This is a genomic window from Pacificispira spongiicola (assembly GCF_012926505.1).
GTDB lineage: Bacteria > Pseudomonadota > Alphaproteobacteria > UBA8366 > Aestuariispiraceae > Pacificispira > Pacificispira spongiicola.
Window position 1 is genome coordinate 201,333 of the sequence record NZ_JABBNT010000004.1, and the last position, 14,260, is coordinate 215,592.

12 protein-coding genes are annotated in these 14,260 nt (G+C 59.6%); 5 read left to right on the forward strand and 7 right to left on the reverse strand.

From position 1 onward, the window contains the following. Positions 1-67: 67 nt before the first annotated feature. Positions 68-1,078: an SDR family NAD(P)-dependent oxidoreductase gene (locus HH303_RS14005; RefSeq protein ID WP_169625993.1), complete on the forward strand. Its 1,011-nt coding sequence runs from the start codon at positions 68-70 to the stop codon at positions 1,076-1,078. Here HH303_RS14005 and HH303_RS14010 read toward each other — a convergent pair. After that, a complete protein-coding gene (locus HH303_RS14010) occupies positions 1,075-1,806 on the reverse strand; it encodes an RluA family pseudouridine synthase (protein WP_169625994.1) in 732 nt (243 codons plus the stop codon). The genes HH303_RS14005 and HH303_RS14010 overlap by 4 nt on opposite strands. Before the next feature lie 221 nt (positions 1,807-2,027). Between HH303_RS14010 and HH303_RS14015 the strand changes: the two genes are divergently transcribed. Both HH303_RS14015 and HH303_RS14020 read left to right on the forward strand, forming a co-directional pair. Next, positions 2,028-4,040 carry a HAMP domain-containing methyl-accepting chemotaxis protein gene (locus HH303_RS14015; RefSeq protein WP_169625995.1) on the forward strand — a complete coding sequence of 671 codons (2,013 nt, stop codon included), beginning with the start codon at positions 2,028-2,030 and terminating at the stop codon, positions 4,038-4,040. 108 nt (positions 4,041-4,148) lie between these two features. Beyond that, positions 4,149-5,006, forward strand: coding sequence for a class I SAM-dependent methyltransferase (locus HH303_RS14020; RefSeq protein ID WP_169625996.1), 858 nt, complete (start codon positions 4,149-4,151; stop codon positions 5,004-5,006). Positions 5,007-5,026: 20 nt separating this feature from the next. On the opposite strand, the gene HH303_RS14025 is transcribed toward HH303_RS14020, so the two are convergent. The 5 genes from HH303_RS14025 to HH303_RS14045 are packed head-to-tail and all read right to left on the reverse strand — an operon-like array spanning position 5,027 to position 9,881. Continuing rightward, positions 5,027-5,974 (reverse strand): 2-hydroxyacid dehydrogenase, encoded by a 948-nt coding sequence (locus HH303_RS14025; protein ID WP_169625997.1) that lies wholly within the window; start codon positions 5,972-5,974, stop codon positions 5,027-5,029. 38 nt (positions 5,975-6,012) lie between these two features. Further along, complete coding sequence (locus tag HH303_RS14030) at positions 6,013-6,258, reverse strand: MoaD/ThiS family protein (protein WP_169625998.1); 246 nt, start codon at positions 6,256-6,258, stop codon at positions 6,013-6,015. A 6-nt stretch (positions 6,259-6,264) separates the two neighbouring features. Further along, a complete protein-coding gene (locus HH303_RS14035; protein ID WP_169625999.1) occupies positions 6,265-8,532 on the reverse strand; it encodes a xanthine dehydrogenase family protein molybdopterin-binding subunit in 2,268 nt (755 codons plus the stop codon). Next, positions 8,522-9,010, reverse strand: a complete 489-nt coding sequence (locus tag HH303_RS14040) for a (2Fe-2S)-binding protein (protein ID WP_169626000.1) — start codon at positions 9,008-9,010, stop codon at positions 8,522-8,524. Before HH303_RS14040 ends, HH303_RS14035 begins: the two co-directional genes overlap by 11 nt. 10 nt (positions 9,011-9,020) lie before the next feature. After that, positions 9,021-9,881: an FAD binding domain-containing protein gene (locus HH303_RS14045; protein ID WP_169626001.1), complete on the reverse strand. Its 861-nt coding sequence runs from the start codon at positions 9,879-9,881 to the stop codon at positions 9,021-9,023. A gap of 299 nt (positions 9,882-10,180) precedes the next feature. On the opposite strand from HH303_RS14045, the gene HH303_RS14050 reads away from it, so the two are divergent. Together HH303_RS14050 and HH303_RS14055 are read left to right on the forward strand one after the other, a co-directional pair. Next, complete coding sequence (locus HH303_RS14050) at positions 10,181-10,918, forward strand: substrate-binding periplasmic protein (protein ID WP_169626002.1); 738 nt, start codon at positions 10,181-10,183, stop codon at positions 10,916-10,918. Positions 10,919-10,999: 81 nt separating this feature from the next. Then, entirely contained in the window at positions 11,000-12,922 is a 1,923-nt protein-coding gene (locus tag HH303_RS14055; protein WP_169626003.1) for an ATP-binding protein, read from the forward strand. A gap of 129 nt (positions 12,923-13,051) precedes the next feature. On the opposite strand, the gene HH303_RS14060 is transcribed toward HH303_RS14055, so the two are convergent. Further along, the gene (locus tag HH303_RS14060) at positions 13,052-14,221 is read right to left on the reverse strand and encodes an alpha/beta hydrolase family protein (protein ID WP_169626004.1); all 1,170 of its coding nucleotides are present in this window, start codon (positions 14,219-14,221) and stop codon (positions 13,052-13,054) included. Between the last annotated feature and the right edge of the window lie 39 nt (positions 14,222-14,260).

Genomic DNA, 14,260 nt, shown 5'->3' on the forward strand with positions numbered 1-14,260 from the left:
TCATAACCGCCCCGTTGTTCGGGTCGGAAGACCGGATTGAATTGGTATATGGCCGCTGGGAGGCATGATGACTGACTATTCCGGAAAGCGCGTTCTTGTCACCGGAGCCGAAGGATTTATCGGGTCGCATCTGACCACCGATCTCGTTCGGCGCGGGGCACGGGTTACGGCCCTCAGCCAATACAATTCGTTCGGAACCCTGGGTTGGTTGGACGACCTGCCCGACGATATTTTCCGGGAACTGAAAATCGTATCCGGCGACGTACGCGATCCGCATTTTGTCCGTCAGTTGACCGAAGAGCTTGATGTCGTGTTCCATCTCGCGGCGTTGATCGCCATTCCTTATTCCTATGTGGCGCCGCAATCTTATGTCGACGTCAATGTCACCGGGACCCTGAATATTCTGGAAGCGTGCCGCTCCGGTAGCGTGGGGCGGATGATTCATACGTCGACTTCCGAAGTCTATGGGACCGCGTTGTTCACGCCGATTACGGAACAGCATCCGCTGCAAGGGCAATCGCCATATTCCGCGAGCAAAATTGCGGCGGATCATATGGTCGAAGCCTATTGCCGATCCTTTGAGGTTCCGGCAGTCATTTTGCGCCCGTTCAATACATTCGGCCCAAGACAGAGCGAACGGGCGGTCATTCCGACCGTGATTCGGCAAATGCTCGATCCGGCCTGCGACGACGTACGGATCGGCGATCTCGCGCCGGTGCGGGATTTCAACTATGTCGAGGATATTGCCGATGCCTTCTGTCGGATCGGATTGGCGGATTCGCCGGAATTCGGGCGCGCATATAATGCCGGTTCCGGCCGCGCGGTGACGATCGGTGAGATGATCGATATCGTGCGCGGGATCGTCGGGTCGAACAAAGCGATCGTTGAGGAATCCCACCGCCGCCGTCCGTCCAAATCGGAAGTATTCGAACTGATTGCCGCCGCTGCTCGTATTGAAGAGGCGTGCAGTTGGAAATCTTCGGTCGGACTTGAGGCAGGATTGGCGCGGACCGTCGAGTGGTGGCGCGCGCGTCTCGCCGCCGGTCAAGTGCGCCGTGACGCCGGATATCAGGTCTAATCGACCTGGACCGCGTCTGGGCGCGCACTGCATAGATCGAAGGCTTCCCGCATGAAATCTGGAAGCGGTGCTTCGACCCGCACCGGTTCTTTGTGAGGGTAAATCGGCAATTCGATCGCCCTGGCGTGCAGATGTAACGGCACTTCACTATCGGGCAGCCTGTCTTCCGCCGTGCCGTACCAAGGATCACCGTAAAGCGGAAAACCGCTTTGTGCGCAATGGACCCGGATTTGATGGGTCCTGCCTGTTTTCGGCCAGAGAGCCAACCAGGAGAGACCGTTCTCCCCGGTCCCCATCACCATATAATCGGTGATCGACTCCTGACCGTCCGGCGCGACGATCATGCGCCATCCCCCAGCCTTCGTGGATACTTTCTTCAGTGGAAAATCGATCCGCCCGCGTTCTGCGGGCGGCAGACCGCGAACGATTGCCCAATAGGTTTTCTTCGCGCGCCCTTCTTGGAACAGTTTCCCCAATCGGCGCAGCGCCTTCGCATGTCGGCCCAGGACCAGGCATCCCGACGTATCCCTGTCCAGCCGATGCGCCAGGGACGGCGGTTTCGGCAGACCGAACCGCAATGCATCGAATGTGTCTTCCAACGAGGCGCCGCCGGACGGTCCGGCATGAACCGGGACACCGGCAGGCTTGTTGACTACGAGGATCAGCCCATCGCGATAAAGGATGTCCGGCACGGCAACCGCGTCAGAAGTCTGTCGGGATTTCGTCATCTACCCGTATCTCCGAAAGGCCGATCTCGGTGATCGGCCCGAAACCGGAAAATACGGGTGTGACTGCGCCGGTACAACAAATGTTGAGAATATTTTAACCTTGAAGGTTTATATTCTTCCCTTGGTGGTATTAATCTGCGCGCATCACAGCCTCAGCCTAATCTCGAATGGCGGGGCGCGTCATTCGTGTTGGGTGTTTGGGGAGGTCACAGGAAGTCGTCATGTTCATGCTCAAGAATATCCGAATTTCAACAAAGGTTTATGGCGGCTTCGGGGCCGTCATAGGGTTTCTGCTAATTATCAGCGCGACCGCGTGGTGGAGCCTGAACGGCGCGGACAATAACAGTCAGCGCTATCGCATTCTCGCCGCCCAAACAACCGAGGTTGGAAAAGTAGAAAAGGCACTTCTGGAAACCGAGCTTCAGGTGAAAACGTTTCTGGGCAGCCCCAGTCCGGAAGTCGTTGCGCAGGTTGAGGCGTCCCGTAAGAACGTAACGCAACGTCTTCAGGCCCTGGCCGAGCTGCCACTGGATGACGCGGAACGCGCGACCTTGGATACGATTTCGACAGATATCGCGGCCTATTTCGATGCATTTTCGGAAGTCAGCCGCTTGGAAGATCAGCGATCGGCAATCATCCGGGATGAGCTGACCGTCACCGGTCAAGCGATGGAAGACAATCTGACGAAGCTTATGCGCTCCGCCTTTGAAGAATACCTCGCCGACGTCGCCTATTTGGGCGGGGAAGTGATGCGCAGCGTTCTTCTGATGCGGATCGACGCCAACAAGTTTTATCTGAAGCCGGATCAAGCGGCGTTCGACGCACTAGTCGCGGAAAGCGCCGTTATGGACGAAAACCACGCGCGTCTGGTGGATTCTGTCTATGACGGCGGTCGGGTCGACCAGTCCAATGCGGTCATTGAGCTACACAAGACCTATTTGGACGCCGCCAAGCGCTTGTTCGATACGGTAAAGTCGCGGAACACCCTGGTTGACGAAACGCTGATGCAACTGGGGGCGAAAATCCTGTCGGATACGACGGCGCTGGCTCAGGAAAACGCTGAAAAGCAGCGGGTGCTCGGCGAACAGACGACATCGTCCAATCGGATTGCGATGACCATTGCCATGGTCGTTGCGGCGGTTAGCGTTGTCCTGGGCATTGCTCTTGCTTTCCTGATCGGAACGGGTATTTCGCGACCGATCCAGGCGATCACGCAGGCCATGACGGCGCTTGCGGGCGGCGACAAGCAAACGGAGATTCCCGGGCAGGATCACAAGGACGAGATCGGCGACATGGCTGCCGCCGTTCAGGTCTTCAAGGAAAACATGATAAAGGCCGATGAACTGACGGCCCAACAGTTGGAAGACACGCGTGTCCGCGAGGAGCGCGCGAAAAAGATTGAAAGCTTGACCCAGGATTTCGACCGGAAGGTTGCCGAATTGCTGGATGCGTTCGGGGAATCCGCGACGGAAACGGAATCGACGTCAACGGCGATGAACCGCATCGCGGAAGAAACCAACCATCGCGCGACGACGGTCGCCGCTGCGGCGGAACAGGCGACTGCCAATGTGCAGAGCGTCGCCGCCGCGACGGAAGAATTGTCCAACTCGTCGACCGAAATCGGCCGGCAGGTGACTCAATCCTCTGAAATCGCGTCCCGCGCTGTGGATCAGGCCCAGGATACAAACCGCACGGTTCAAGGCCTTGCTGAGGCGGCGAAGGAAATCGACGAGGTCGTCCAACTCATTTCCGATATTGCGGAGCAGACGAACCTGTTGGCGCTCAACGCTACCATCGAGGCGGCGCGGGCGGGCGATGCGGGTAAGGGCTTTGCGGTCGTCGCGAACGAGGTGAAAAGCCTGGCGACCCAAACCGCCCAGGCGACGGAAGATATCGGACGCCGTATCTCGGCGATTCAGGGCGAAACCGGGGCCGCCGTCGGCGCGATCCAGTCCATCGCAAAGACGGTGAACGAAATCAACGAGATCACCGCGGCGATCGCGGCGGCGGTCGAAGAACAGGTCGCCACGACGGGCGAAATCACGCGGAATATCGAACAAGCCGCCGCCGGGGCACAGGAAGTTTCCTCGAACATTGTCGAGGTCACTAAAGCGGCCGGAGAAACCGGTGCCGCGGCAGGTCAGATGACGACAGTATCCAGCCAGATGAAAACAAAGGCGGACGATCTGCGTCACGAAGTGGAAAACTTCCTGAAAGGTGTGCGCGTCGCGTAAGCTTGACAGGATCACGCCAAACACTAGCCTTCCGCCGCGCGCCAAAGTTCTTGGCGCGCGGTTTTTCTTAACGAAACCGTACATTCCAGATGTTTCGAAAGTAGAGCTATGGCTTGGACCGATATCAAAAAATCCTATTTGGCTATGAAGTCCGCGCTTGAGCGAGGAGAGTCCCCCAGCGATGTCTGGCTGGAATTCAAAGCGGTCGTAGAATCGGAACATAAAAAAAGCCCGCCCTATCATCTGATTCCCGTTCTTACGCAGATTGAACGCATGTCAGAAGGAAAGGCACGTTCCGAAATAGCGATTTTGGATCACGGTTGCGGTAGTGCCTTGACGTTATTGTATCTGGCTGCCGTGGGATATACCGATATTTGGGGCGTCGATATCGAGACGTCGGATTGTGAAATTTGGAATGCGCTGACAGGGCAGTGTTTCGGCCATGAGGGCCAACGCTTCTTCGCTTATGACGGGATGACGTTGCCTATAGCGGACGATACGATCGATTTCGTGATCAGCCAGGAAGTCTTGGAGCATGTTACCGCCGCGTGCCTCGATGCCTATTACGGCGAGGAAGCCCGCGTAATGCGACGGGGCGCCGCCGTTCTACACAGTGTTCCGCACCGTCTGGTGCCATATGAATCGCATACCAAGACCTGGCTGCTGCATATGGTGCTGCCACATTCGGTCTGGATCGCTCTCTTGAAGCTGTTCGGTCGCAGCAACAACACCGCAGAAAATTACCTTTTTCTGCGGTGGCCATGGGACCATCGCCGAATGCTCAATCGGTATTTTACCGGCGCCGAGGACTTGACGCTCGAACGGTTGCGCGGTCTCGACGTGTCGGAATATTACGACGGGTCGTCTCGGCTGAGGCAAATCGTCTCCACGTTGTCACGGTATCCATTGATCGGACCGTTGCTGAGCAATTTCGTCATGGCGGACACGTTGGCCTACAAAGCCTGATACGCGTCGCCTTGCGTCGGCTAATAGCCCCGGTCGGGATCGAACAGCCCCCCCGGAGTGTCGCCGTCCAGCAATTTCCGGATCGATTCGGCCAAGGCCGCCGTACCGGATTCAACCCGCGTAATACTGCCGACATGGGGATAAACGGTTACCTTCGGATGCGTCCAGAATGGATGGTCGTCCGGCAGGGGCTCAACCCGGAACACATCCAACACCGCCCGCGACAGATGTCCGCGATCCAGGGCATTGATCAGATCCCCGTCGACGATGTGCTGACCGCGCCCGACATTGACCAGCGCTGCGCCTGCCCGCATTTTCGCGAAACTGGCGGCGTTCAGGATGTTTTCCGTCACCGGGGTGAGGGGCAGCAGGTTCACTAGTATTTCGCTGCGCGCCAGAATCTCGTCGAACCCGTCCGGCCCGGACAAGCAGTCGACGCCGTCGATCGACTTCCGGCTGCGTGCCCAGCCCAGAACGGGGAAGCCCGCTCGAACCAGCCCCTTGGCGACATTGCCGCCCATTTCGCCCAGCCCCAGAATGCCAACCGTTCGATCCCCCACCAGAGGTTCCAAACCGTAAGGCCCACGCATGGCATTGTTCCAGACTCGTCGCCGCGCATTATCCAGGAAGTCGTAATTCCCCAGATGCAGGTTCAGCACCTGTGACAAGACGAATTCAACCATGCCTAGGGTCAAACCGGGCTCTACCATGCGATAGATCGGGATATGGCGCGGCCAATCAGGGTCACAGGTTATGTGATCCACCCCGGCCCAGAGCGACAGGATCGCTTTCAGATTGGGCAGGGATGCCAGCAGCCCCGGCGGCGGTTTGGCGACAACGGCGTATTCGACCGCATCGGGATCGCCCATATCCGGCCAGACCTTCAATTGGAGCGGCAGGTCGTATTCACCAAGGGCTGCGGCCCAGTCTTTCGCGGAATCGGCGGTGCTGGCGAAAAGGATCGACATGGATACTCCAAGAAAAAACCGGGCGGAAACGCCGAAGGCTACCCGCCCGCCATTTTAGGCAGGATGAAGACCTCGCTATCCGGATCGATGGTCTTGAACCGGTCGAGGCGATAGAGCGTGCCGTCGATGGAGACGGTCACGCCCTTGTCCAGGATGGGTTTGAGCTTCGGCGCTTCGGACCCCAGGGCCGCCAGCATCCGACCGATATCGGGCGCGTCGATATCGAATTCCTTGCGCCCGTCGGCCAGACGGCTGAGCGATCCCCAGAGTACGACCTTGGCCATGCGCTCCTATTCAGCCGCCAGCGGCTGATCCTTCATCAGTTTCAGCAGGCGCGGCGGCGACACCGGCAGCTCCTGCGGGCGGGTTCCCGTCGCCGCAGCCACGGCATTGGCGACCGCGCCCAACGGCGGCACGATGGACGTTTCGCCGACACCGCGCACGCCGTAGGGGTGGCCCGGATTGGGGACCTCCACGATCTGTGTGTCGATCATCGGCAGGTCCGACGCGACCGGGATGCGGTAATCCAGGAAGCCCGGATTTTCCAACAGTCCCTTATCGTTGTAGATATATTCTTCGTTCAGCGCCCAGCCGATGCCCTGCACGGCGCCGCCCTGCATCTGGCCTTCGACATAGGTTGGGCTGACCGCCTTGCCCGCGTCCTGAACGATCAGATAGCGCAGGATGGTGATCCGGCCGGTTTCGCGGTCGACTTCGGCATCCACGATATGGGTGGCGAAGCTGGGACCCGCGCCATCGGCGCTGATCTCGTAGTGACCGGCGATCGGCCCGCCCGTTTCCCCGGCTTGGGCGGCCAGTTCCTTGATCGATAGCGGCGGAAATTCGCCGGCATTCGGTCCGGCGGGAATGGCGCAGCCGTCTTCCCATTTCACCGCGTCTTCCGGGATGCCCCAGATTTTGGCGGCGCGTGCGCACAGCACCTTCTTGGCGTTGCGGGCCGCCTCGATCGTCGCCAGACCGCTGGCGAAGGTCACGCGGCTGCCGTCGGTGACGTCATTATAACCCAGGGACCCGGTATCGGCGATGATCGTCTGGACGTTCTCATACGGGATACCCAGTTCTTCCGCCGCCATGGCGCACATGGACGCGCGGCTGCCGCCGATATCAGGCGTGCCGACCGACAGGGCGACCGACCCGTCGATATTGACGTTCAGCGACACCGCCGTCTGACCGCCGAAGTTGAACCAGAAGCCCGACGCCACGCCACGGCCCTGATTGGGGCCCAGCGGGATCGAATAGTTCGGATGCGCCTTCGCCGCTTCCAGGGTTTCGACCAGACCGATATCGCTATAGGTCGGGCCGTAGGAAGATCGGCTGCCGGAGGTCGCGGCGTTTTTCAGGCGGAAGTCGATCGGGTCCATGCCAATCTTGGCCGCCAGTTCCGACACCACGCTTTCCACCGCGAAGGCCGCCATCGGCGCGCCCGGCGCGCGATAGGCCGCCTGTTTCGGACGGTTGGTGACGACGTCCCAGCCCAGGGCTTTCACTGCCTTCGGCTGATAGCAGGCAAAGGCCGTCATCGCGCCCATATCGGACGGGGCACCGGGGAAGGCGCCGCCCTGATAGTGCAGTTCCGCGTAGGCGGCGGTGATCACGCCGTCCTTGGTGCAGCCCATCTTGATATGGGTGGAACTGGACGCCGTCGGCCCGGTCGCCCGGAAGACTTCGTCGCGGGTCATGACCAGTTTCACCGGACGGCCCGTCTTGCGGGACAGGGCCAGCGCGACCGGTTCGATAAAGATGGTCGTCTTGCCGCCGAAGCCGCCGCCGATTTCCGACGCGGTCACGCGCAGCTTGGACACTTCCATGCCGCAAATCTGGGCACAGAAATCCCGGACCATGAAATGGCCCTGGGTGCAGCACCAGATTTCGCCCGACCCGTCGCCGGACACGTTGGCAAGACAGGCATGCGGTTCGATATAGCCCTGGTGGGCCGCACCGGCGGTAAAGGTGCGTTCGACGATAAAATCGGCTTCCTTGAACCCGGCATCGATATCGCCGTGACCGATTTCAATGGTCCGCGCCACGTTCGTCGGCTCATCGCCTTCGCCATTGGTGCGCAGATCTTCGTGCAGAATCGGGGCGCCCGGCGCCATGGCCAGTTCGACGTCGACGACATGGGGCAGGACCTCATAGTCGACCTCGATCAGCTTCAACGCCTGCCGGGCGACACGCGGATTCACCGCCGCGACCGCGGCCACGGCGTGCCCGTCATACAGCACCTTGCCACGCGCCATGACGTTGTAGCGGATATTGACCAGTTCTTCATTCGCCAGCAGGTCCGGATTGTCCGGGAAATCCGCGGCGGTGACGACGGCCTTCACGCCGGGCAGGGCTTCCGCCTTCGACGTGTCGATGGACTTGATGCGGGCATGGGCGTGCGGGCTGCGCAGGATTTTGGCGTGCAGCATGCCCGGTGCGAACATGTCGGCGCCGAATTTCGCGCGACCGGTTACCTTGTCGACACCGTCGGGACGGGTTTTGACATGGCCGACGACCTTGAAGTCCTTTTTGTCGGGATTGTGATCAAGCGGCATTGCTTTCCCCTCGCATTTCGGCGGCGGCGTTTTGGACCGCGCGGATGATCTTGTCGTAACCGGTGCAACGGCACAGGTTTCCGGCCAACCAGTAGCGAATTTCGGTTTCGCTGGGATTCGGGTTCTTTTCCAAAAGCGCCCGGGCGGCGACCAGGATGCCCGGGGTGCAGATACCGCATTGCAGGGCGGCGCCTTCCAGGAAATGACGTTGCAGGGGGTGCAGTTCCTCCCCCTTCGCCATGCCTTCGATGGTGCGGATCGACCGGCCGTCGGCTTCCGCGCCCAGGACCAGACAGGAACAGACGATGCGTCCGTCCATTTCGACCGTACAGGCTCCGCAGTCGCCGGTGCCGCAGCCTTCTTTGGCGCCCGTCATGCCCAGCCGGTCGCGCAGCACGTCCAGTAGGGTTTCCTCCGCATCGCAAAGGTAGTCGACGGTATCGCCGTTGATTGTTGTGGTGACGTGGGAATGGGTCATGTCGTCCCCCTTAATTCTGTTGCGCGCGGGCCAGCGCGATCTTTGCGGCGCGACGCGCCAGCGTGCCTGCGATTTCGACGCGGAATTCGATCGTGCCGCGCTTGTCGTTGATCGGCGAGGCGGCGGCGGAACAGGCGGCGGCCAACGCGTCCAGTGCCGCGTCGTCCACTTTCGTCCCGATCAGGGCCTTGGCGGCGTCTTCGACCAGCAACACCGTCGCGGCCACCGCACCCAACCCGACCCGGGCATCAGTGCAAATGCCGCTGTCGTCCAAGGTCAGGGAGATACCGACACCGACGACGGCGATGTCCATTTCCGTGCGCGGAATGAAACGCAGATAGGCCTCGCCGCTATGCGCCGGTTTGGTCGGTAGCAGGACGGATTCGATGATTTCGCCCTTCTTCAACGATGTACGGCCCGGCGCGGTCGGGATTTCCTCGACAGGGACGTCACGGGTGCCGTTCGGCCCGACGACCCGGGCAATAGCGCCGGCGGCGACCAAGGCCGGGACGCTGTCCGCGGCGGGGGACGCGTTACAGAGGTTGCCGACCATCGTACAGCGACCCTGAACCTGGGTGGACCCGATCAGGCCCGTGGCTTCACAGACGCCCGGCCAACCGGCCAGCGCATCGGCATGTTCGTTCAGTTCCGCGCTGGGCACCGCGGCACCGACGCGAAGGCCGTCCGCTTCCTGCACGATCATGTGCAGGGCGTCGATGCGCTTCAGATCCACGATCAGGTCGGGTTCGACGAATCCGGACCGCAATCGGACCAAAAGGTCCGTGCCGCCGGCCATCGGATAGACCGTTCCGGTCGCTTCGTTCAAAAGGGTGACGGCTTCAGCAACCGTCGCCGGGCTTTCAAATCGCATTGGCTACCCCTGTTACGATTTTTGTGATCACATCCGGGACAGACGTTCACGGATCGCGCGCCGCTTGTCAATTCACGGCGGACATTATTCTCGTATCCTTAACACGGCGATGCTTTTCCTTTCGCGACGGGTTTTTGCACTTGCAAGCAAAAATCCCACTTTTCAGGTCAAATTCTATGCGGGATGGCATTGAAAGAATCTGGAGTACCGCAACCGGCTTCGACGGACTTTGGTTCGTTGGCGCGACACGACGTCATCGGGCACTGGAAATATTCCGGCGCCGGTGCCAGTGTACCGCCATGTACCGCGCTCGTTTGTTTGCCGTCATCATTATTGCGTCGATTTCGTCGTGGGGCGGGTCCGTATCCGCCGCCGAAAAGATACGGCTCGTCTGCAACGAATTTCCTCCTCAAAAGATGGAGGCGTCGGAAGACGGAAAACCGGGCTTCGACATAGAATATCTGCAAGAGGCTTTTAGCCGTTTGGACATTGCCTTGGAAATCGAGTTCAGACCCTGGCGCCGGGCCATGGAGGGGGTCGAGAATGGGGATTTCGAAGGGTTCTGTTCCTGTTCGCGCCGCGTGGAGCGTGACGACTGGCTGGCCTATTCGGACCCGATGGGAACCGTCGGGATCGGCGTCTTCCTGCGCAACGGTCCCAACCCGGCTAGCGTCACGACGTTGGAGGACCTGAAATCCGTTACCACCGCCGTCGTGCGCGCCTATACCCTGCATGATGAACTGGTGGAGGCGGGTGTGTCCGCAATCCCCGTAACCGATGATTCCAAGGGGCTGCGGATGTTGCTGAACGGCAGGGTGCAGGCGTTTGTCACCTTCCGGGAAACGGGGTTCTATTTGTTGTCTCAATTGGGGCCGACCCGCGACGTCGACTACGTAGAATTCCGCGCGTCCCCGTATTTCATGTGCCTGCGGCGAAGCTATCCAGGCTATGAAGCATTGCTGGACCGGTTCAACAAAGTCTTCGCGGAAATGAAAGACGACGGTACGGTTGAAAGAATTTCCAGCCGCTACCGGTGACAAACCGTATGTTAACGTCTTACTAATCTATTTCGGTTTTTAGTTGTATGGCTCGAAGGCGCGGCGGGTCCAGAGAGAGTGATGAAGCAAGGGAACACCAAGGTTACGTCCGGAATTGCCCGGCAACTTATTGCTGCGACCCTGCTTTTTGGGGTTGTGGCAACGGTTCTCGTCGCGGGCATCCTGTTGAAACTGGACTATGATCGGGCGATCCGGGCCATCGATCACACGATCGAACAGATCAAGACCGGACATCTGGAAGGGATCGCCAGCGCTGTTTGGGTTTATGAACAGGAACTCGTCCAGCTTCAGTTGAACGGCCTGCAGCAGATTCCGGAAATAGAATATCTGGAAGTACGGACCCGGGACGGCGATGTCTGGTCGGCGGGGGAGGCGGTCTCCAAGAATGCGATCACGTTCGAAACGCCGCTGATCTATTCCTACAACAACAAGGATACCCAGATCGGTACGTTTTCGCTGCGCGCCAGTTTGGATGTCGTATACGACCGCCTGTTCGAAACCGCCCAGACGATGCTGGTTTATGTCGGGTTATGGATGTTCCTGGTCATCGGGTTCCTGTTCCTGATCTTCCAAAGCCTCGTCACGCGCCATTTGCATACGGTCGCGCAATATGCCGGTGATATGTCGTTGGATATCGGTGCGCCGCCGTTGAAATTGAACCGGCAGAAATGGCGCGAAGATCGCGTCGACGAATTGGACCTTGTCGTCCAGGCATTGAACACGATGCGCGATGAACTGGCCGGTACGCTGGACGAGGTTCGTAACAACGAACGCCGGTTCAAGGGCTTGTTCGATAACGCGGAAATCTCGATCTGGGATCAGGACTGGTCCGCGATCGCCAACGAACTCAGCTTGTTTAAGGATGCCGGCATTACGGATATCCGCACCTATGTGAGGGAACGCCCGGCCCTATTGCGGCAGCTATTTTCCAGACTTCGCTTTAACGGGGTCAATGAATCGTCGATCCGCCGCTTCGGGGCGAAAGACGAGCAGGAGTTGATCGACCATCTGCAGTCCTTCTTCCAGTCCGATAATTGCGCGCGCATGGACGGCGTCATCTTCGCCATATGGGACGGGGCGAAAGACTATCGCGGCGAAATCTCGTTCCCGACGGTACAGGGCGAACAGCTGACCGTGATCGTCACCTTCCAAATTCCCGATACGGCGGAAGATTTCAAAAGCATCCCGATCAGCGTTATCGACATTACCGAACGCAAGCATGCGGAAGAGGCGTTGCAGCGCGCATTGTGGGATCTGGAGCGTGCGAACCAGGCCAAATCCGAATTCATGGCGACGATGAGCCACGAATTCCGAACGCCGCTTAACGCCATCCTGGGATTCAGCGAGATGCTTAAGACCCAGATTTTCGGGCCGTTGGGGGTCGATAATTACCGGGAATATGCGAACGACATCCACCAAAGCGGCGAACTGATGTTGGATCTGGTCAACGATATTCTGGATATCTCAGCGATTGAGGCGGGACAGCGGCAAATGTCGAAGGAAGCGATCGACATGCGGGACATGCTTGCAAAATGTATCCGCAATGTCCGCAAGGCGGCGGATGACGGCGGTGTCGCGATCCGATTGACCGCGTCGGACGACATTCCGTTGCTTCATGCCGATCGGCGATCGGTGACGCAGATTTTCCACAATTTGCTGTCGAATGCGGTGAAGTTCACGCGATCCGGCGGCAAGGTCATGGTTGATGTCGATCGGCATGCCGGATCGCTGCGGGTCCGGGTCGCGGATACCGGTATCGGTATCCCCGCGGACAAGATCGAACAGGTGACGGAACCGTTCATGCAAACACAGACGGATCCGCATATTGCGCAAAAGGGAACCGGCTTGGGCCTATCCATCGTCAAGTCCCTTGTGGAAGTTCATGAGGGGACATTGTCCATTGAAAGCGAGCTTGGTGTGGGCACGACCGTAACGGTCACCCTGCCACTGGCCGAAGAATTGGAAAGTGCGGTGCCGCGCTAAAGAGGGCCGATACGCAGATTTATCGGACTAGCCCTGCCCGTCGTCGCCGGTGCTATCGTTACCTTGTTTCTGCTGTCGTGCCTGGCGCCATCGGGGGAACGGTCTCGGCAGCCGTTATCGTCTCTATCTTCACGCTTCCAAAGGCGCAGGGCGGGGGTCAATGAACGCATCCCAGGCTTCCCAGCTTTCCGCGGAATAGTAACGGTGGGGGCCGTCTGCGGCGACGGCGTGAATCCTGTCAGCCACACCATAGGCCCGATAGATTTTGGATGCGCCACCGACGACTTTCTCGACGCCGGAAAACGGATAAATGTGGTCCTGTCGACCGCTGAGCCCGACGAATCGGCGCGGTGCGATCAAGCCGATCAGATCTTTCGTATCCAGCCATTTCAGGAGGCCCGGGACGATGCCGTCGCCACCCGATGCGCCGCGCATGCCGATGGATTCGCGAATGGGACCGACAGACCCGCTGGCCATGGCCCCCTGAATCCGGTCATCCAGGGCTGCCGCATATTGTGCCAGTGTCCCCCCGGCCGAATGCCCGAACAGAAACAGCCGCGAAGGGTCGATCGAAACGGGGGCATCCTGACTGAGAATCCAGTCGATTGCCGAAGAAACATCGCTGGCGCTGTCGCCCATCAGTGTTCGACCTTGCAACAGCAGGTGGTTCGCGAGGTCTATCGTTCGATTCGGCGATTTCTTGCGCAGATGCCGTTCGGCGCGTTCTCCGTATCCGGCTTGTTCGATGGCGACGGCCAGATAACCGCGTCGGGCCGCTTGCCGCGCCATATCCGCCCCGATGGACAGGCGTTGATGATCGATCGGGACACGGGCCGCGCCCCAGCCGAGATGCACCCCCGACGTCGATCCCGCGAGATGGAGAAAGACCGGCAGGGGGCCTGTGGCGTCGCGGTGGTGGATCAGATGAACCGGTAGATCGGTATCCGGTCGTATTTTCAGATAGAAGCTCCGTTTAACGATCGGGTCGTCAGAGCCGGTCCCGACGGATTCTGCCGCTCGTGACGCCGTCACCATTGGGGCGTCGCGATTCGTGTGATATCCGGTGATCTCGACCAGCTTTGCGTGGCCCCTGGCCCGCCATGTCGCGGGATCCGTGTCCGCGGCGGGGTCAAAGGAAAGTGCCGGGCGGCAGGCGTCGAAACCGGCGAGAGATCCCTGCGACGGGCTTAATGTCGTTCCGTCCGGGCGTGGTGGATAGGGGTCGTCGTTCACCCCCAGGGCACGCTTTATCTTTGCGAAAAGCGCGCTGCGATAGACTGAAAAAGGAATGCTCGGCATTTCCGCTCCGACCCGACGGTTTCGTGCCGGTAGGCTAGA

Excerpts from the sequence above, each read along its gene's own strand:
- HH303_RS14005 (WP_169625993.1), top strand. The coding sequence starts at position 68 with ATGACTGACTATTCCGGAAAGCGCGTTCTTGTCACCGGAGCCGAAGGA.
- HH303_RS14010 (WP_169625994.1), bottom strand. The coding sequence starts at position 1,806 with ATGACGAAATCCCGACAGACTTCTGACGCGGTTGCCGTGCCGGACATC.
- HH303_RS14015 (WP_169625995.1), top strand. The coding sequence starts at position 2,028 with ATGTTCATGCTCAAGAATATCCGAATTTCAACAAAGGTTTATGGCGGC.
- HH303_RS14020 (WP_169625996.1), top strand. The coding sequence starts at position 4,149 with ATGGCTTGGACCGATATCAAAAAATCCTATTTGGCTATGAAGTCCGCG.
- HH303_RS14025 (WP_169625997.1), bottom strand. The coding sequence starts at position 5,974 with ATGTCGATCCTTTTCGCCAGCACCGCCGATTCCGCGAAAGACTGGGCC.
- HH303_RS14030 (WP_169625998.1), bottom strand. The coding sequence starts at position 6,258 with ATGGCCAAGGTCGTACTCTGGGGATCGCTCAGCCGTCTGGCCGACGGG.
- HH303_RS14035 (WP_169625999.1), bottom strand. The coding sequence starts at position 8,532 with ATGCCGCTTGATCACAATCCCGACAAAAAGGACTTCAAGGTCGTCGGC.
- HH303_RS14040 (WP_169626000.1), bottom strand. The coding sequence starts at position 9,010 with ATGACCCATTCCCACGTCACCACAACAATCAACGGCGATACCGTCGAC.
- HH303_RS14045 (WP_169626001.1), bottom strand. The coding sequence starts at position 9,881 with ATGCGATTTGAAAGCCCGGCGACGGTTGCTGAAGCCGTCACCCTTTTG.
- HH303_RS14050 (WP_169626002.1), top strand. The coding sequence starts at position 10,181 with ATGTACCGCGCTCGTTTGTTTGCCGTCATCATTATTGCGTCGATTTCG.
- HH303_RS14055 (WP_169626003.1), top strand. The coding sequence starts at position 11,000 with ATGAAGCAAGGGAACACCAAGGTTACGTCCGGAATTGCCCGGCAACTT.
- HH303_RS14060 (WP_169626004.1), bottom strand. The coding sequence starts at position 14,221 with ATGCCGAGCATTCCTTTTTCAGTCTATCGCAGCGCGCTTTTCGCAAAG.